General features: G+C 65.9%; 15 protein-coding genes. All 15 read left to right on the forward strand.

Features of this window, described 5'->3' with window-relative positions:
• The first annotated feature begins 2 nt into the window (after positions 1 to 2).
• The 15 genes from rsmH (at position 3) to lpxC (ending at position 16,552) form a co-directional block, all read left to right on the forward strand.
• Positions 3 to 947, forward strand: coding sequence for a 16S rRNA (cytosine(1402)-N(4))-methyltransferase RsmH (gene rsmH / locus VME63_RS11585; protein ID WP_325433424.1), 945 nt, complete (start codon positions 3 to 5; stop codon positions 945 to 947).
• Complete coding sequence (ftsL, locus tag VME63_RS11590) at positions 944 to 1,216, forward strand: cell division protein FtsL (RefSeq protein WP_325433426.1); 273 nt, start codon at positions 944 to 946, stop codon at positions 1,214 to 1,216. The genes rsmH and ftsL overlap by 4 nt, the downstream gene beginning before the upstream one ends.
• On the forward strand, positions 1,213 to 3,039 hold the full coding sequence (locus tag VME63_RS11595; protein ID WP_325433428.1) for a penicillin-binding protein 2: 1,827 nt from the start codon (positions 1,213 to 1,215) through the stop codon (positions 3,037 to 3,039). Before ftsL ends, VME63_RS11595 begins: the two co-directional genes overlap by 4 nt.
• Positions 3,036 to 4,511, forward strand: coding sequence for a UDP-N-acetylmuramoyl-L-alanyl-D-glutamate--2,6-diaminopimelate ligase (locus VME63_RS11600; protein WP_325433430.1), 1,476 nt, complete (start codon positions 3,036 to 3,038; stop codon positions 4,509 to 4,511). The genes VME63_RS11595 and VME63_RS11600 overlap by 4 nt, the downstream gene beginning before the upstream one ends.
• Positions 4,508 to 5,875, forward strand: coding sequence for a UDP-N-acetylmuramoyl-tripeptide--D-alanyl-D-alanine ligase (locus VME63_RS11605; RefSeq protein ID WP_325433432.1), 1,368 nt, complete (start codon positions 4,508 to 4,510; stop codon positions 5,873 to 5,875). The genes VME63_RS11600 and VME63_RS11605 overlap by 4 nt, the downstream gene beginning before the upstream one ends.
• The gene (gene mraY, locus VME63_RS11610) at positions 5,865 to 6,947 is read left to right on the forward strand and encodes a phospho-N-acetylmuramoyl-pentapeptide-transferase (protein WP_325433434.1); all 1,083 of its coding nucleotides are present in this window, start codon (positions 5,865 to 5,867) and stop codon (positions 6,945 to 6,947) included. The genes VME63_RS11605 and mraY overlap by 11 nt, the downstream gene beginning before the upstream one ends.
• Positions 6,947 to 8,188 carry a putative lipid II flippase FtsW gene (gene ftsW / locus VME63_RS11615; protein ID WP_325433436.1) on the forward strand — a complete coding sequence of 414 codons (1,242 nt, stop codon included), beginning with the start codon at positions 6,947 to 6,949 and terminating at the stop codon, positions 8,186 to 8,188. The genes mraY and ftsW overlap by 1 nt, the downstream gene beginning before the upstream one ends.
• Entirely contained in the window at positions 8,185 to 9,258 is a 1,074-nt protein-coding gene (gene murG, locus VME63_RS11620; RefSeq protein ID WP_325433438.1) for an undecaprenyldiphospho-muramoylpentapeptide beta-N-acetylglucosaminyltransferase, read from the forward strand. Before ftsW ends, murG begins: the two co-directional genes overlap by 4 nt.
• Positions 9,255 to 10,694, forward strand: coding sequence for a UDP-N-acetylmuramate--L-alanine ligase (murC, locus tag VME63_RS11625; RefSeq protein ID WP_325433440.1), 1,440 nt, complete (start codon positions 9,255 to 9,257; stop codon positions 10,692 to 10,694). Before murG ends, murC begins: the two co-directional genes overlap by 4 nt.
• Positions 10,694 to 11,629 (forward strand): D-alanine--D-alanine ligase, encoded by a 936-nt coding sequence (locus tag VME63_RS11630; protein ID WP_325433442.1) that lies wholly within the window; start codon positions 10,694 to 10,696, stop codon positions 11,627 to 11,629. Before murC ends, VME63_RS11630 begins: the two co-directional genes overlap by 1 nt.
• Positions 11,626 to 12,372: a cell division protein FtsQ/DivIB gene (locus tag VME63_RS11635; RefSeq protein WP_325433444.1), complete on the forward strand. Its 747-nt coding sequence runs from the start codon at positions 11,626 to 11,628 to the stop codon at positions 12,370 to 12,372. The genes VME63_RS11630 and VME63_RS11635 overlap by 4 nt, the downstream gene beginning before the upstream one ends.
• Entirely contained in the window at positions 12,369 to 12,632 is a 264-nt protein-coding gene (locus VME63_RS11640) for a hypothetical protein (RefSeq protein WP_325433446.1), read from the forward strand. The genes VME63_RS11635 and VME63_RS11640 overlap by 4 nt, the downstream gene beginning before the upstream one ends.
• Positions 12,629 to 13,867 (forward strand): cell division protein FtsA, encoded by a 1,239-nt coding sequence (gene ftsA / locus VME63_RS11645; RefSeq protein WP_325433448.1) that lies wholly within the window; start codon positions 12,629 to 12,631, stop codon positions 13,865 to 13,867. Before VME63_RS11640 ends, ftsA begins: the two co-directional genes overlap by 4 nt.
• Positions 13,868 to 13,984: 117 nt before the next feature.
• Positions 13,985 to 15,166: a cell division protein FtsZ gene (ftsZ, locus tag VME63_RS11650; protein WP_325433450.1), complete on the forward strand. Its 1,182-nt coding sequence runs from the start codon at positions 13,985 to 13,987 to the stop codon at positions 15,164 to 15,166.
• A gap of 471 nt (positions 15,167 to 15,637) precedes the next feature.
• Complete coding sequence (gene lpxC / locus VME63_RS11655; RefSeq protein WP_325433452.1) at positions 15,638 to 16,552, forward strand: UDP-3-O-acyl-N-acetylglucosamine deacetylase; 915 nt, start codon at positions 15,638 to 15,640, stop codon at positions 16,550 to 16,552.
• Positions 16,553 to 16,556 lie beyond the last annotated feature (4 nt).

Raw genomic sequence — 16,556 nt, forward strand, 5'->3', positions numbered from 1 at the left:
ACATGAATTCTGGCTCCGTATTGCGGCACATCCCGGTAATGCTGGATGAGGCGGTGGAGGGTCTCGCCGTGCGGGAAGGTGGGCGGTATCTCGATGGCACGTTCGGACGCGGCGGTCACGCCCGCGCCGTGCTGTCGCGCCTGGGGCCGGCGGGGCGCCTGCTGCTGATGGATCGCGACCCGCAGGCCATCGACGCCGCGCAGCGGGAATTCGCCGCCGATCCGCGCGTGTCGATCCGCCACGGCAACTTTTCCACGCTGGCCGAATGGGACGAAACCGCCGACGGCCTGGATGGCGTGCTGCTGGATCTTGGCGTCTCATCGCCGCAGTTGGATGAAGCCGCACGCGGCTTCAGCTTCATGGCCGATGCGCCGCTGGACATGCGCATGGACACCACCCAGGGCGAGAGCGCGGCCGACTTTCTCGCCCGCGCCGACGAGCGCGAGATCGCCGATGTGCTATGGACCTTCGGCGAGGAGCGCTTCAGCCGCAAGATCGCCCGCGCCATCGTCGAGCGTCGCGCCGAAGCACCGATCGCCCGCACCGGCGAGCTGGCCGCTCTGATCGAGCGCGTGGTAGGCCGACGCGAGCCGGGCAAGCATCCGGCCACGCGCAGTTTCCAGGCGCTGCGCATCCGGGTGAACGGCGAACTGGACGCTTTGCAGCGCGGGCTCGATGCCGCACTCGAACGCCTCAACGCGGGTGGCCGTTTGTCGGTGATCAGCTTCCATTCGCTGGAAGATCGCGCCGTAAAGTTGTTCATCCGCGATCACTCCGGCCGCGTGCAAGGCAGTCGCCGTGGGCCGCCGGTGGCGGCGGCGCCGGCGCGCCTGGCGGCGGTGGGCAAAGCACGGTTTCCGTCCGAGGCGGAGCAGGCGGCCAACCCGCGCGCGCGCTCGGCGGTGCTGCGCGTGGCGGAAAAATTGCCGGACGAGGTGCTGGCATGAAGGTGATCGGCGTCTTCGGCCTGCTTATCCTGCTCGCCGCCGTCATGGTCAGTGCGATCGCGGTGGTGTGGACGCGCCACCAGAGCCGCGTGCTGTTCGTGCAGCTCACCCAGCTGCAAGGTCAGCGCGACGATCTCAACATCGAATTCGGCCGGCTTGAACTGGAGCAGGCGACCTGGGCCGAGCCGCGCCGCATCGATGACGAAGCGCGCAGCAAGCTGGGCATGTTCATGCCCAGCCCACAAGACATCCGGCTGGTGCAGCAATGAACCCGCGCCCGCGCATCCCCGCCAAACCCGCCGCGCGCCGCCAGAGCGCGGGGCCCAGCGTGCGCCGTCGCATGTTGCTGGTGATCGGCGTGCTCGGCGTCGCGTCGGTCGGGCTGGTTGCGCGCGCGTTCGATTTGCAGGTAGTGCGCAAGCAGTTCTATCAGAACCAGGGCGACGCGCGCTTCCTGCGCGAAGTGCCGATCGCGGTGTCGCGCGGCACCATCTTCGATCGCAATGGCGAGCCGCTGGCGGTATCCACGCCGATGGTGTCGATCACCGCCGTGCCCTCGGAAGTGCTGGACAACCCCGACCGCATCCCCGCGCTCGCCCAGGCGCTGGGCACCACGCCGGACGATTTGAAGGCGTACCTGGAACAGCGCGCCGATCGCGAATTTACCTACCTGCGCCGGCAGATGAGTCCGGACGCGGCCCAAGGCGTGCTTGACCTCGGCGTGCCGGGCGTAAACGGGCAGCGCGAATACAAGCGCTATTACCCCTCCGGCGAAGTGACCGCGCACGTGCTGGGCTTCACCAACGTCGACGATCATGGCCAGGAGGGCCTGGAACTGGCGTTCGACAACTGGCTGGCCGGCAAGCCGGGCGCCAAGCGCGTGATCCGCGACCGCATGGGGCACATCGTCGAAGACGTGGAACAGGTGCGTGCGCCGCAGCCCGGTCAAAACATTACCCTCAGCATCGATCGCCGCATCCAGTTCCTCGCCTATAGCGAGCTGAAAAAGCAGCTGCAGAACGTCAACGCCGATTCGGGCGAAATGGTGATCATGGACGTGCACACCGGCGAAATCCTCGCCATGGTGAGCCTGCCTACCTTCAACCCCAACGTTGTCACCGATAGCCAGCCTGCACAGCGCCGCAACCGCACCGTTACCGACGTGGTGGAACCGGGCTCCACCATGAAGCCGTTCACCATGGCCGCGGGCCTGTCCAGCGGCAAGTACACGCCCACCTCGCCGATGATCGATACCGGCAACGGCCACTGGTACTTCATGGGCAAGGACATCCGCGACGTGGAGTCGGGCGGCAACGGCATGCTTACCCCTACCGGCGTGCTGACCAAGTCCAGCAACATCGGTGCGGCAAAAATCGCGCTGTCGCTGGATACCCAATTCCTCTACGACACGTATCGCGCGTTCGGCTTCGGCGAAAGCACCGGTAGCGGCTTTCCTGGCGAATCGGCCGGCTTCCTCCGGCCGGGCCATACCTGGCGGCCGATCGAAAAGGCCACGATGGCCTATGGCTACGGCCTCAACGTCACACCGCTGCAGCTGGCGGTGGCCTACGGCACGCTGGCCGACAACGGCATCATGCACACGCCTACCTTCATCAAGGGCGGAGGCGATGCCGGAAAGCAGGTTATCTCGCCCACCATCGCGCGCGAGCTGGTGGACATGCTCGAAACGGTCACCGCGCCGGGCGGTTCGGCCACGCGTGCGCAGATCGCCAATTACATCGTCGCGGGCAAAACCGGCACCGCGCACCTGGCATCCGCCGGCGGTTACGCCAAGAACAGTTACAACTCGCTGTTTGCCGGCATCGTGCCGGCCACCGATCCGCGGCTGGTCGGCGTAGTGGTGATCAACAATCCCAAGTCCAGCATTTATTACGGTGGCCTGGTATCCGCGCCGGTGTTCTCCAGCGTCATGACCGGCGCGCTGCGCCTGCTGGACGTGCCGCCGGACAACATCGGCCGCTGGTATGCGGGTGGTCCGTTGCAGGCCGGCGGCGGCCTGGCGGGTACCGCGACCGCGCAGCCGCAGAACGCCAAGGACGATCAATCCGCGGTGGAGGCGGTCGAGCCATGACCGGCCAGCGTCTGGATCACCTGCTGCAAGGCATCGCCGAAACGAGGGCCGCGGGCCCCGTCATGGTTTCCGGCCTTGCGCTCGATTCGCGCCATGTGCGTAGCGGCGACGTCTTTTTCGCCTTGCGCGGGACGCGCGGGCACGGCATCGAATTCGTCTCCGGCGCAGTGCGGCGCGGCGCGAGCGTGGTGCTGGCCGAGGCGCCCGCGTGCGCATTCGAGCCGGTCGATGTGCCGGTGTTGTGGATAGAGGGCCTGCATGCGTTTGTGGGCGAGATCGCGGCGCGTTTCTTCGGGCGCCCTTCCGAATCGATGCGCGTGACCGGCGTGACCGGCACCAACGGCAAAACCTCCACCGTGCAGCTGCTGGCGCAGGCGCTGGAGATGCTTGGCCATCGCGCGGCGACCATCGGTACGCTGGGCGCGGGCCTGCACGGCCAGTTGCGCGAAGGCGAGCGCACCACGCCCGATGCGATTGCCGTGCAGCAGCTGCTGGCGCAATTTCGCCGCGACGGCGCCACGCATGTCGCGATGGAAGTGTCTTCGCATGCGCTGGAACAAGGGCGCGTGGCGGCCACCGCATTCGAGGTCGCGGCGTTCACCAACCTCACGCGCGATCATCTGGATTACCACGGCAGCATGCAGGCCTACGGCGCAGCCAAGGCGAAGCTGTTCGCATGGCCGCGACTGCGGGCGGCGGTGATCAATACCGACGATGCGTTCGGTCATGAACTGGCCGGCACACTCGCACCCGGCGTGCAGACGCTGCGCTTCAGTAGCGCGGGCGATGCGCAGGCGGAGATTGGCGCCACCGATATCGTGACCTCGGCCGAAGGCATCGCGTTCCAGTTGCGCACGCCATGGGGAACGCGGCATGTCCGCAGTCGCCTGCTGGGACGCTTCAACGTCGCCAACCTGCTCACGGTGGTGGGCTGCCTCGGCGCACTGGGCGAATCGTTCGGGCGCATCGTGGACACCGTCGAGGCGCTTGAGCCGGTCAACGGCCGCATGAATCGCATCGGCGGCGTGGATGGCCTGCCGCTGGTCGTGGTGGACTACGCCCACACGCCCGATGCGCTGGAACAGGCGCTTGATGCGTTGCGCGCGCATTGCGCGGCGCGGCTGATCTGCGTGTTCGGCTGCGGCGGCGAGCGCGATGCCGGCAAGCGTCCGCAGATGGGCGGCATTGCCGAGCGTCTGGCCGACACCGCGATCGTCACCGACGACAATCCGCGTGGCGAAGACGGTGACGCGATCGTCGCCCAGATCCTGGCCGGCATGCGTCACCCGGAGGCGTCCATGGTGCAGCGCGATCGCGAAGCGGCCATCCGTGCCGCGTTGGGCATGGCGCGCGCGGGCGACGTGGTGCTGATCGCCGGCAAGGGACATGAAACCTATCAGGAAAGCGCGGGCACAAAGCGCGCATTCGACGACATGGACGTGGCGCGTGCCGCGTTGGGAGGGCACGCATGATGCGCTTGAGCGCCATCGCTTTATGGACCCATGGCCGCATGCTCGGCGCCGACGCCCAGACCACCGGCGTGGCGATCGATTCGCGTAAGGTGCAGGCCGGCGACCTGTTCGTCGCGTTCAAGGGCGAGCGCGTGGATGGCCATGACTATCTCGCCGATGCCAAGGCGCGCGGCGCCGCCGCCGCGCTGGTCGCGCGCAAGATCGACATCGACCTGCCGCAAGTGCTGGTGGACGATGTGGAGCTGGCCTTGGGCGATTTCGCCAGCGCGGTGCGCGCGCAGCGCAATGCGCACGTCATCGGCATCACCGGCTCCAACGGCAAGACCACGGTGAAGACGCTTGCCGCCGCGATCCTCTCGCGCCACGGCCGCACGCACTTCAACACCGGCAGCTTCAACAACGAAATCGGCCTGCCGCTGACGCTGCTGTGGATGCCCGAAGACACCCAGTACGCGGTACTGGAAATGGGTGCCGGCAAGCCGGGCGACATCGACTATCTCGCTGCCATCGCACGGCCCGAAATCGGCCTCGTCAATCTCATCGCGCCGGCTCATCTTGAGCGCATGGGTACGATCGAGATGGTGGCTGAAACCAAGGGCGCGGTGTATCGCGCGTTGCCGGCCGACGGCGTGGCGGTGATCAATGCCGACGATGCCTTCGCCAGCTTCTTCGCGGGTCTGGCCGGCGCGCGCAAAGTGCTGCGCTTCGGGCTGGATCACAAAGCCGACGTCGGCGCCGATATCGTGGAGCAGCGCGTGGACGGTTCGCGTTTCGTGCTGAGCACGCCGCAAGGCGATGCCGAAGTGTCGCTGCCGCTGCCGGGTCGCCACAACATCGCCAATGCGTTGGCGGCGAGCGCGATTGCGCTGGCGCTGGATGTGCCGCTGGACACCATCGTCGCCGGGCTTGAGCAGGCCTCGGCGGTGGAGGGGCGCTTGAAGCGCATCGCCATGCCCAACGGTTGTACGTTGATCGACGACAGCTACAACGCCAATCCCAGTTCCATGCACGCGGCGATCGATACGCTCGCGCTGGCCGAGGGCGAGCGCTGGCTGGTGCTGGGCGACATGGCGGAACTGGGCGCCGATGCGCGCGCGCTGCATGCGGGCGTGGGCCGCCATGCGCGCGAGCGCGGCATCCAGAAACTGTTCGCGGTCGGTCCGCTCAACGCCGCCGCTGTCGAGGCGTTCGGCGCGGGCGGCGCGCATTTCGCCGACAAGGCCACCTTGGTCCAGGCGCTGCGCATGCAGCTGCGTGCCGGGGTCACGGTACTGGTCAAGGGCTCGCACTCGGCGGGCATGGAACAGGTTGTCGCCGCGCTGAAAACCGCGCAGCCGCAGGAGGGCGCCCCCCATGCTGCTTGAATTGGCCGACTGGATGGCGCGGCATTTCACCGCTTTGCATCTGTTTTCCTACATCACCTTCCGCACGATCATGGCGACGCTGACGTCGTTGTCCATGTCGCTGTTGTTCGGGCCGGCGTTGATCCGCAAATTGGCGGCGCTCAAGGCGGGGCAGGTGGTGCGCAAGGATGGTCCGCAGACGCACCTGTCCAAGGCCGGCACACCGACCATGGGCGGGGTGATGATCCTGCTGGCGGTGGCGGTGGCGACCCTGCTGTGGGCGGATCTCGCCAATCGCTACGTGTGGCTGGTGCTGGCCGTGCTGCTGTGCTTTGGCGCGATCGGCTTCTACGACGACTACCGCAAGCTGGTGCTCAGGGACAGCCGCGGCCTCGCTTCGCGCTGGAAATACTTTTGGCAGTCGGTGTTCGGGCTGGGCGCGGCGTGGTTCCTGTTCCATAGCGCCGTGCTGCCGGCCGAGACCGCACTGTACGTGCCGGTATTCAAGCACGTGGCGGTGCCGCTGGGCGTGTTCTTCCTGGTCGTGGCCTATTTCATGATCGTGGGTTTTTCCAACGCGGTGAATCTCACCGATGGCCTCGACGGCCTGGCGATCATGCCGACCGTGCTGGTATCGGGCGCGCTGGGCATCTTCGCGTACCTGGCCGGCAACAAGGTGTTCTCCGAATACCTGGCGATTCCGGCGATTCCCGGCGCGGGCGAGCTGGCGATTTTCTGCGGCGCGCTGTCCGGCGCGGGGCTGGGTTTTCTCTGGTTCAACACCTATCCGGCGCAAGTGTTCATGGGCGACGTCGGCGCGCTGGCGATCGGTGCGGCGCTGGCGGCGATCGCAGTGATCGTGCGGCAGGAAATCGTGCTCTTGATCATGGGCGGCGTGTTCGTGATGGAAACGGCGTCAGTGATGCTGCAGGTGGCCAGTTTCAAGATGACCGGCAAGCGCATCTTCCGCATGGCGCCGATCCATCATCATTTCGAATTGAAAGGCTGGCCCGAGCCGCGGGTGATCGTGCGCTTCTGGATCATCAGCGTGGTGCTGGTGCTGATTGGCTTGGCAACCTTGAAGGTGCGTTGATGTTTGATTTTGACACATCGCAGGCAAAGCGGCGGCAGGGCCCGCGCGGCAAGTTCGACTTGCCGCTGCTGGTGGCTCTGATCGCGCTTGCCTGCGTGGGTGTCGTGATGGTCACTTCCAGCTCGATCGCGGTAGCCGATTCCCAGCATTGGGGCCAGTTCTACTTTCTGAAGAAACACATCATGTTTCTTTCGATGGGGCTGGTGGCCGCAGGCGTGGCGATGCGCACCGAGTTGAAAGTGGTGGAAAAGCACGCCTTCTTCCTGATGCTGGTGGCCTTCATCATGCTGCTGGCGGTGTTCGTGCCGCATCTGGGCATGAAGCTCAACGGCGCACGGCGCTGGCTCAACCTGATCGTTACCTCATTCCAGCCGGTCGAGGCGGTGAAGCTGATCCTGGTGGTGTACATCGCCAGCTATCTGGTGCGCCACCGCGAAAGCATCGAGACGCGTTTCCTTGGCCTGATCAAGCCGCTGGCGGTATCGGGCGTGATCGTGCTGTTGCTGCTGGCGCAGCCTGACTTCGGTTCGGCCACGCTGGTCATTGCCGTCACCATCGCCATGGTATGGCTGGGCGGTGCGCGGCCGATCTTCCTGTTTCTGATGGGCCTGCCGCTGATGCCGCTGCTGGCGATCGCGGCGACCAGCGAAAGCTATCGCATGAAGCGCCTCACCACCTTCCTGCATCCGTGGGATCACCCGTTCGACGACGGCTTCCAGCTCACCCAGTCGCTGATGGCGATCGGCCGTGGCGAGTGGACGGGCGTGGGCCTGGGGTCGAGCGTGCTGAAACTGTCCTATTTGCCCGAAGCGCATACCGATTTCATCTTCGCCGTGATCGGCGAGGAGCTGGGACTGTTCGGCATCATCGCCGTGATGTGCCTGTTCGCGCTCACTGTATGGCGTGGCCTGCACATAGGCCTCAAGGGCGTGGAAGTGGGCCAGCGTTTTGCCGGCTACATCGCCTTCGGCATTTCCCTGATGATCGGCCTGCAGACGATGGTGTCGATCGGCGTGAACCTGGGCGCGCTCCCCACCAAGGGCCTGACCCTGCCGCTGATCAGCTACGGCGGTTCGTCCATCGTGCTCACCTGCGCGATGGCGGGCGTGCTGCTGCGTGCCACCTACGAAATCAACCGGGCGCTGGATGCGCGGCAGATGGCCACGCGCGTGCCTGCCGCCGCCGTGCCGGACGCGAACGCGCCGGCGACGCCACGCGAGCGCGAGGCGGTGGCCGCATGACTACGCAGGCTCCTGTCTTGATCATGGCCGGCGGAACCGGCGGCCACATTTTCCCCGGCCTGGCCGTGGCCGAAACGCTGCGTGCGCAGGGCGTGCCGGTGGTGTGGCTGGGCGCAGCCGGCGGCATGGAAACCAAAGTAGTGCCCGCGCACGGTATCGAGCTGCACACGGTGGCGGTCGGCGGCCTGCGCGGCAAGGGTTTGAAGACGCGCCTGCTGGCGCCGTGGATGCTGCTGCGCGCACTGCTGTCGTCGCTGGCCGTCTTGCAGCGGATCAAGCCGCGCAGCGTGCTATCGATGGGCGGCTACGTGGCCGGTCCCGGCGGTGTTGCCGCGCGCCTGTTGCATCGTCCGCTGCTGGTGCACGAACAGAATCGCGTGGCGGGCTTTACCAACCGCAAGCTGGCCGCGCACGCGCGTCGAGTCATGGCGGGCTTTGCCGATAGCCTTCCCAATGCCCAATGGGTGGGCAACCCCGTGCGGGGCGCCATCGCATCGTTGCCCGCGCCGGCGCAGCGCATGGCCGGCCGCACCGGCAAGCCGCGCCTGCTGGTGCTTGGCGGCAGCCTGGGCGCGCGCGCGTTGAACGCATCGGTGCCGCAAGCGCTTGCACTGATGCCGGCGGAGCAGCGTCCGGAAGTGCTGCATCAGTGCGGCAACCGCGGCATCGAGGAGGCGCGCAAGGCGTACGCGGATGCGGGCGTCCAGGCGCGCATCGTGCCATTCATCGAAGACATGGCCGGCACCTATGCATGGGCGGACCTCGCGCTGTGCCGCGCGGGTGCGTTGACGCTGGCCGAGCTGACCGCCTGCGGCCTGGGCGCCGTACTGGTGCCTTTCCCGCACGCGGTGGACGACCACCAGACGCGCAACGCCCAAGCGCTGGTCGCCGCTGGCGCCGCGCAACTGATACAGGAGCGAGATCTGAATACCAACGACCTGGCGCAGCGCCTGACGACCCTGCTGGGCGATCGCGCGGCACTGCTGGCGATGGCCGAGGCGGCGCGCACGCTGGCCAAGCCGGATGCTGCCGCGGACATCGCGCGCGCCTGCCTGGAGGTGGCCGCATGACACCGCGCCGCCTCCTTGCGCACGAAGACTTGATGAGCACTTTCCGTCGCGTGCATTTCATCGGCATCGGCGGCGTGGGCATGAGCGGCATCGCCGAGGTGCTGCACAATCTCGGTTATGCCGTATCCGGTTCCGATCGCAGCGAATCGGCCACTGCGCTGCGTCTGCGCGGGCTGGGCATCGAGCTGCACATCGGTCACGCGGCGGCGCATATCGGCGATGCCGACGTGGTGGTTACATCCAGTGCCATCAAAAACGACAACCCCGAACTGGTTGCGGCCCACGAAGCGCGCATTCCGGTCATCCCGCGCGCGGAGATGCTGGGCGAGCTGATGCGCTTTCGCCGCGGCATCGCCGTGGCCGGCACGCACGGCAAGACCACCACCACCAGCCTGGTCGCCAGCGTGCTGGCCGAAGCCAATTACGATCCCACCTTCGTAATCGGCGGCCAGCTCAACGCCGCCGGTGCGAACGCGCGGCTGGGCACGGGACAATACCTGGTGGCCGAGGCGGACGAGTCGGACGGTTCGTTCTTGCTGCTCTCCCCGGTGATCGCCGTGGTCACCAATATCGACGCCGATCACCTGGAAAACTACCAGGGCGATTTCGCGCTGGTGCGCAAGGCGTTCAGCGATTTCCTGCATCGCCTGCCGTTTTACGGTCTGGCGGTGTTGTGCGTGGATGATCCGGAAGTGGCGCAGCTGGCCAAGATCACCGCGCGCCGCGTGATGACCTACGGCATCGACAGCAGCCACGCGGACGTGCGCGCCGCCAACGTGGTGCAGCGCGGGTTCGAAATGCATTTCGATCTGCTGCTGCCGGGCATGAAGGATGCGATTGCGGTGCGCCTTAACCTGCCGGGCCGTCACAATGTGCTCAACGCATTGGCGGCGGCCTCGATCGGTTGGCAGCTTGGCGTGGAAGCCGAAGCGATCGCGCATGCGCTGGCCAATTTCCAGGGCGTGGGTCGCCGCTTCCATCGGCGCGGAGAGATCGCACTGGATCACGGCAACGTGATGTTGGTCGATGACTATGGCCATCACCCGCGCGAACTGGCTGCGGTGTTCGCCGCGGCGCGCGGCGGTTGGCCGGAGCGGCGCCTGGTGGTCGGCTTCCAGCCGCATCGCTACAGCCGCACGCGCGATCTGCTGGACGATTTCGCCAACGTGCTGGCCGAGGCGGATGTGCTGGTGCTGACCGAGGTCTATCCCGCTGGCGAAGCGCCGATCGCCGGCGCCGATGGCCGCGCGCTGGCGCGGGCGGTGCGCGCCCGCGGCAAGGTCGATCCGGTGCTGATCGGCCATCCGCGCGAATTGAAAGACACGCTGCCGGCGCTGCTGCGCGATGGCGATCTATTGCTGCTGCTGGGCGCCGGCGACATCGGGAGCGCGGCGGTGGAGCTGGCCCAGGCCGGTCATTTGAGGACCCACGAGTGATGAAGATCCAGGACCCCGCACAATTTGGTCGCGTCGCCGTGGTGATGGGCGGCAGTTCGGCTGAGCGCGAGGTGTCGCTCGACTCCGGCCGCAATGTGCTGGCGGCGTTGAAGGCGCGCGGCGTGGATGCGCATGCGATCGACGGCATCCCCGCGCTGCTGGATGCGTTGCGCGCCGGTCATTTCGCGCGCGTGTTCAACATCCTCCACGGCCAGCACGGCGGCGGCGAAGACGGTGTGCTGCAAGGCGCGCTGGAGTCGCTCAACGTGCCGTACACCGGTTCGGGCGTGCTCGGCTCGGCCTTGTCGATGGATAAGACGCGCTCCAAGCGCGTGTGGCAATCGCTGGGTTTGCCGACGCCCAAGTTCGTCGCACTGCCGCGCGGCGCGGACGTGCATGCGGCGGCACGGGAGATCGGTTTCCCGTTGATCGTCAAGCCTGCCTGCGAAGGTTCGAGCGTGGGCGTCACGCGCGTGTTCGAAGAGAAAGATCTTGATGCCGCCGTGGCTCTGGCCGAGAAGTATCCCGGCGATCTGCTGATGGAAACGCTCATCGAAGGCGACGAACTCACCGTCGGCATCCTCGGCCGCCAGGTGCTGCCGAGCATCCACATCGTGCCCAAGGGCGCGTTCTACGACTACAACGCCAAATACATCGCCGAAGACACGCGCTATATCTGCCCGGGTCTGGAAGGCGAAGCCGAAGCGGCCCTGCGCGCACTCTCACTGGAGGCCTTCGATGCGCTCGGCTGCTACGGCTGGGGCCGCGTGGACGTGATGCGCGACCGCGACGGCCGCAACTGGCTGCTGGAAGTGAACACCGCGCCGGGCATGACCTCGCATTCGCTGGTACCCAAGGCCGCCGCGGTGGCGGGCATCGACTACCAGACCTTGTGCTGGCGCGTGCTGCAAACCAGTTTCAGGGAGGATGCATGAGGGGAAGCATCCGCCTCGTTGCCTGGTGTCTGGCCATCGCCCTGGTGGTGTTGCCGATCGTGGGCGTGTTGTGCGGCTGGTTTGCCGCCGACCGCTGGCCGGTGACCCAGCTGACGGTGCAGGCCCAGTTCAAGCACGTGAGCGCCGAGCAGATCCGCGCTGCCGTGCAGCCGCGCCTGGGCAAGGGCTTCTTCGCCTTGAATCTGGATAACGTGCAGCAAGCGGTGGCGGCCTTGCCGTGGGTCGAATCGGTGGAGGCGAGCAAGCGCTGGCCCGATACCCTGCTGTTGCGCGTGTACGAGCGCCAGCCCTTCGCGCGCTGGAACGGCAACCAGCTGATCAGCGGCGAAGGCAAGGTGTTCAACGTGCCGGACGCGGCCCAATACACGCAGCTGCCGGATCTGCACGGACCGGACGACCATCTGGCCGAAGTGGTGAGCTTCTTCGCCGAAGCGCAAAAGGCGTTCACCGGCACGCATTTGAAGATTACCGGCGTATCGCTGACCGAGCGCGGCAGCTGGAGCGTGGCCACCGATTCGGGCGCGCAGATCGTGATCGGCGATCGCGGCCAGGCCGGACGCCGCCTGCGCCGCTTCCTGGACGTGTATCCGCAGGTGATGGCCGGTCACGTGCAGGGTTTTGAATATGCCGATCTTCGTTACACCAACGGCTTCGCCGTGAAATGGCCGCAAGCGACGGCCGCCCCGACCGCTCCTACCGCCGGAGGCACGCCCCGCACATGAAACAGAGCCTGCTCTCATACACCACGCATCTCGCGCTGCCTTTGATTGACCGCCAGATGGTCGTGCGTGGCGCGGCGCCCGGCTGGCTGTCAGGCCAAGGCGCGCGCCGCCGCACGGCGGCCAATCAGGGGCAGGCATCGGCGCCGGGTCTGTTGGCCCACATGGCTGCGTCGTCACTCAGTTACGTATCGACATACGCTTTTTCGTTCTTCCTTGCCCTGCGGGCAAACAGCTTCCGGCGCGGGGTGCTTGGTATATGAGAGCAGGCTCTCGAAGTGAAAAGCAGCTGGTTGTCGGCCTCGACATCGGCACCTCCAAGGTGGTGGCGATCGTGGGCGAGTACGAGCCGGGCGAGCCGATCGAAATCATCGGCATCGGCTCGCACGTGTCGCGCGGCATGAAGCGCGGTTCGGTGGTGGACATCGAATCGACCGTGCACTCGATCCAGCGCGCGGTGGAGGAGGCCGAACTGATGGCCGGTTGCGACATCCGCTCCGTCTTCGCCTCGATCTCCGGCAGTCATCTGGAGACACGCAACTCGCACGGCACCGCGGCGATCCGTGACCGCGAAGTGGCGCCGGGCGACCTGGAGCAGGTGTTGGAAGCGGCGAGCGCGGTAGCGATCCCGGCCGACCGCAAGGTCTTATATAAAGAGTCGCAGGAATACCGCATCGACGGCCAGGACGGCATCCGCTCGCCGGTCGGCATGAGCGGCGTGCGCCTGGAAGCCTCCGTGCACCTGGTGACCGGCGCGGCCGCGGCGGTGCAGAACATCAGCAAGTGCATCCAGCGCTGCGGCCTGTCGGTGGACGAACTGGTGCCCTCGGCCGTGGCCAGCGCCAAGGCGGTGCTCACCGACGACGAACGCGAACTGGGCGTATGCCTGGTCGACATCGGTGCCGGTACCACCGACATCGCGATCTACACGCAAGGTTCGATCCGCTACACCAAATCGCTGCCGGTCGGCGGCGACCAGGTGACCAACGACATTGCCTACGGCGTGCACACGCCGACCGCGCACGCGGAGGAAATCAAGATCAAGTACGCCTGCGCGCTGGCCCAGCTGGCGCACGCGGAGGAAACCATCCAGGTACCGAGCGTAGGCGACCGGCCGCCGCGCCGGCTGGCGCGCCAATCGCTCGCGCAGAGCGTGCAAGCGCGCTACGAGGAAATTTTCGAGATGGTGCAGGACGAGCTGCGCCGCTCCGGCTACGACAGCCTGGTCGCCGCGGGCGTGGTGCTGACCGGCGGCGCCTCGCGGATGGAGGGCGCGCTGGAGCTGGCCGAGGAAATCTTCCACAAGATGGTGCGCATCGGCACGCCCCAGCACGTCAACGGCTTGGGCGAAGTGACCGCCAACCCGCTCCATTCCACGGGCGTGGGCCTGCTGCTGCATGGCGCGCGTTCCGGCGGCACGCGCATGAGCGGCCCGGCCGGCGGAAGCATGGGCGGCCTGGTCGAGAAGCTGCGCGGCTGGATCACCAAGAACTTTTAAGCGGTTTGGCCGCGCAGGAGGCGCGGTACGGGCGAATGGAGGTTCGCTCATCACCAAGGGATGACAGGAGTCGTCCCGCGGTTACAACGACAACGAAAGCTCTACGGAGGACGGGAAATGTTTGAATTGGTCGAAAAACTGGCACCGAACGCGGTGATCAAAGTCATCGGCGTGGGCGGCGGCGGCGGCAACGCCGTGGCGCACATGCTCAACTCCAACATTGAAGGCGTCGACTTCGTCGTCGCCAATACCGACGCGCAGGCCATGAAGGGCTGCGGCGGTCGCATGCACCTGCAACTGGGCGCCAACGTCACCAAGGGCCTGGGCGCGGGCGCCAACCCGGAAGTGGGCCGCCAGGCCGCGCTGGAAGATCGCGAGCGCATCGAGGAAATGCTCGAAGGCGCGGACATGGTGTTCATCACCGCCGGCATGGGCGGCGGCACCGGCACGGGTGCGGCGCCGGTGGTGGCACAGCTGGCCAAAGAGAAGGGCATTCTGACGGTGGCGGTAGTCACCAAGCCGTTCCCGTTCGAAGGTCGCCGCCGCATGCAGGTCGCGCTCAAGGGCATCGAAGACCTGTCCCAGCACGTGGACTCGCTGATCACGGTGCCGAACGAGAAGCTGCTGTCGGTGCTCGGCCGCGAAGTAACCCTGCTCAACGCATTCAAGGCCGCCAACGACGTGCTGCAGGGCGCCGTGCAGGGTATCGCCGACCTCATCACCAGCCCGGGCCTGATCAACGTCGACTTTGCCGACGTGCGCACGGTCATGAGCGAAATGGGCCTGTCGATGATGGGTTCGGGCACCGCCCGCGGCGATGACCGCGCCCAGGCCGCCGCCGAGGCCGCGATCAACAACCCGCTGCTGGAAGACGTCAACCTCAACGGTGCCTGCGGCATCCTGGTCAACGTGACCGCCGGTCCCAACCTCACCATGCGCGAGTTCGACGAGATCGGCCGCATCATCCACGACTTCGCCAGCGAAGACGCCACGGTGGTGATCGGCACCTCGCTCGATCCGGAAATGCAGGACGACGTGCGCGTGACGGTGGTGGCCACCGGGCTCAACCGCGTTGCCGCGCGCCAGCCGATCCGTCCGGTGGCGACCCAGCAGGTGGAGATGCGCCAGCGTCCGCGTCCGATGGTGCTGCGTACCGGTACCGGCAACGAGGTGGTCGATTATGCCCAGCCGGAAGTGGTGGCGAACAATCCGCGTGGCGGGGACGCCTCGGCCAAGAGCGCCGATCCGAGCTTCGACTACCTGGATATCCCCGCTTTCTTGCGCCGCCAGGCCGATTAAACGTAAAGAATTGTGAATGTGATGAACTGACGACGTATTAACTTGTCAGTGTTCCCTGTGCCGGACAAGGAGGCGTATCCTCCCTGTCCGCAGCCTCGCCGCCGCCGGGAGCTGGTTGCGGCAAGGGGACATCACTATGTCGGCTGGCGTTCGTATTCGTGCGTTGAATGCGATAGGCAGTGCGGCCTTAGGATGGCGCACGATTGACAGTGTGGTGTGGACTTGCCGCCCTGCCGGTCCAAAATCCCGTTGCCGGACCTTCCCGTCCCCGGCGCGGGGTTTTGTGTCGAATCGCAAGTACTTGAATTATCTGTAGTGCTTGCATCATCAACATGCGAATGAATCGCATTCGTTGATGAAAGGAAAATGAAGGATTGCCCGGACTGTACGGTACGGTTTGTTTTCCCGCAGGTTAAGACTGTGTTAGCATCCCAGCTCGAATTGGCTGCTGCCCCTACAGGTACACAATAAATGATCAAGCAGCGTACGCTTAAAAACATCATCCGTGCCACCGGAGTCGGTCTGCATACCGGCGACAAGGTGTACATGACACTGCGTCCGGCGGCGCCCAATACGGGTATCGTGTTCCGTCGTACCGATCTCAATCCACCGGTGGAAATCCATGCGCGTCCGGATCTCGTCGGCGACACGAGATTGTCCACGACCTTGGTCAACGGCGACGTGCGTGTCTCCACCGTGGAACATCTGCTGTCGGCGATGGCAGGGTTGGGCATCGACAATGCCTACGTGGATCTGTCCGCGCCGGAAGTTCCGATCATGGACGGTAGCGCCGGTCCGTTCGTCTTCCTGCTGCAATCGGCCGGTATCGAAGAACAGTCGGTCGCCAAGCGCTTCATCCGCATCAAGAAGCCGGTGAAAGTGCAGGAAGGCGACAAATGGGCCACTTTCGAGCCGTTTGAAGGCTTCAAGGTCGGCTTCTCGATCGAGTTCAACCACCCGATCATCTCCAAGCGCACCTCGCGCGCAGAGATCGACTTCTCCACCACCTCGTTCGTCAAGGAAGTCAGCCGCGCACGCACCTTCGGCTTCATGCGCGACATCGAGATGCTGCGCGAACACAACCTCGCGCTCGGCGGGTCGATGGACAACGCCGTGGTGCTCGACGACTACCGCGTGCTCAACGAAGACGGTCTTCGCTACGAGGACGAATTCGTCAAGCACAAGATCCTCGATGCGATCGGCGATCTCTACCTGCTCGGTCACAGCCTGATCGGCGCGTACTACGCGCACAAGTCCGGTCACGAGTTGAACAACAAGCTGCTGCGCGCGCTGATGGCCGACGTCACGGCGTGGGAAGAGGTCAGCTATCAGGACGATCCGGCCACGGCGCCGATCTCCTACGCCCATCCCGCCCAGGCGATCTGATTTC

It is taken from the genome of Dyella sp., assembly GCF_035503745.1.
Lineage (GTDB): Bacteria > Pseudomonadota > Gammaproteobacteria > Xanthomonadales > Rhodanobacteraceae > Dyella_B.

Excerpts from the sequence above, each read along its gene's own strand:
- VME63_RS11640 (WP_325433446.1), top strand. The coding sequence starts at position 12,369 with ATGAAACAGAGCCTGCTCTCATACACCACGCATCTCGCGCTGCCTTTG.
- ftsA (WP_325433448.1), top strand. The coding sequence starts at position 12,629 with ATGAGAGCAGGCTCTCGAAGTGAAAAGCAGCTGGTTGTCGGCCTCGAC.
- ftsW (WP_325433436.1), top strand. The coding sequence starts at position 6,947 with ATGTTTGATTTTGACACATCGCAGGCAAAGCGGCGGCAGGGCCCGCGC.
- murC (WP_325433440.1), top strand. The coding sequence starts at position 9,255 with ATGACACCGCGCCGCCTCCTTGCGCACGAAGACTTGATGAGCACTTTC.
- ftsZ (WP_325433450.1), top strand. The coding sequence starts at position 13,985 with ATGTTTGAATTGGTCGAAAAACTGGCACCGAACGCGGTGATCAAAGTC.
- VME63_RS11595 (WP_325433428.1), top strand. The coding sequence starts at position 1,213 with ATGAACCCGCGCCCGCGCATCCCCGCCAAACCCGCCGCGCGCCGCCAG.
- lpxC (WP_325433452.1), top strand. The coding sequence starts at position 15,638 with ATGATCAAGCAGCGTACGCTTAAAAACATCATCCGTGCCACCGGAGTC.
- ftsL (WP_325433426.1), top strand. The coding sequence starts at position 944 with ATGAAGGTGATCGGCGTCTTCGGCCTGCTTATCCTGCTCGCCGCCGTC.
- VME63_RS11600 (WP_325433430.1), top strand. The coding sequence starts at position 3,036 with ATGACCGGCCAGCGTCTGGATCACCTGCTGCAAGGCATCGCCGAAACG.
- VME63_RS11605 (WP_325433432.1), top strand. The coding sequence starts at position 4,508 with ATGATGCGCTTGAGCGCCATCGCTTTATGGACCCATGGCCGCATGCTC.
- murG (WP_325433438.1), top strand. The coding sequence starts at position 8,185 with ATGACTACGCAGGCTCCTGTCTTGATCATGGCCGGCGGAACCGGCGGC.
- VME63_RS11630 (WP_325433442.1), top strand. The coding sequence starts at position 10,694 with ATGAAGATCCAGGACCCCGCACAATTTGGTCGCGTCGCCGTGGTGATG.
- mraY (WP_325433434.1), top strand. The coding sequence starts at position 5,865 with ATGCTGCTTGAATTGGCCGACTGGATGGCGCGGCATTTCACCGCTTTG.
- rsmH (WP_325433424.1), top strand. The coding sequence starts at position 3 with ATGAATTCTGGCTCCGTATTGCGGCACATCCCGGTAATGCTGGATGAG.
- VME63_RS11635 (WP_325433444.1), top strand. The coding sequence starts at position 11,626 with ATGAGGGGAAGCATCCGCCTCGTTGCCTGGTGTCTGGCCATCGCCCTG.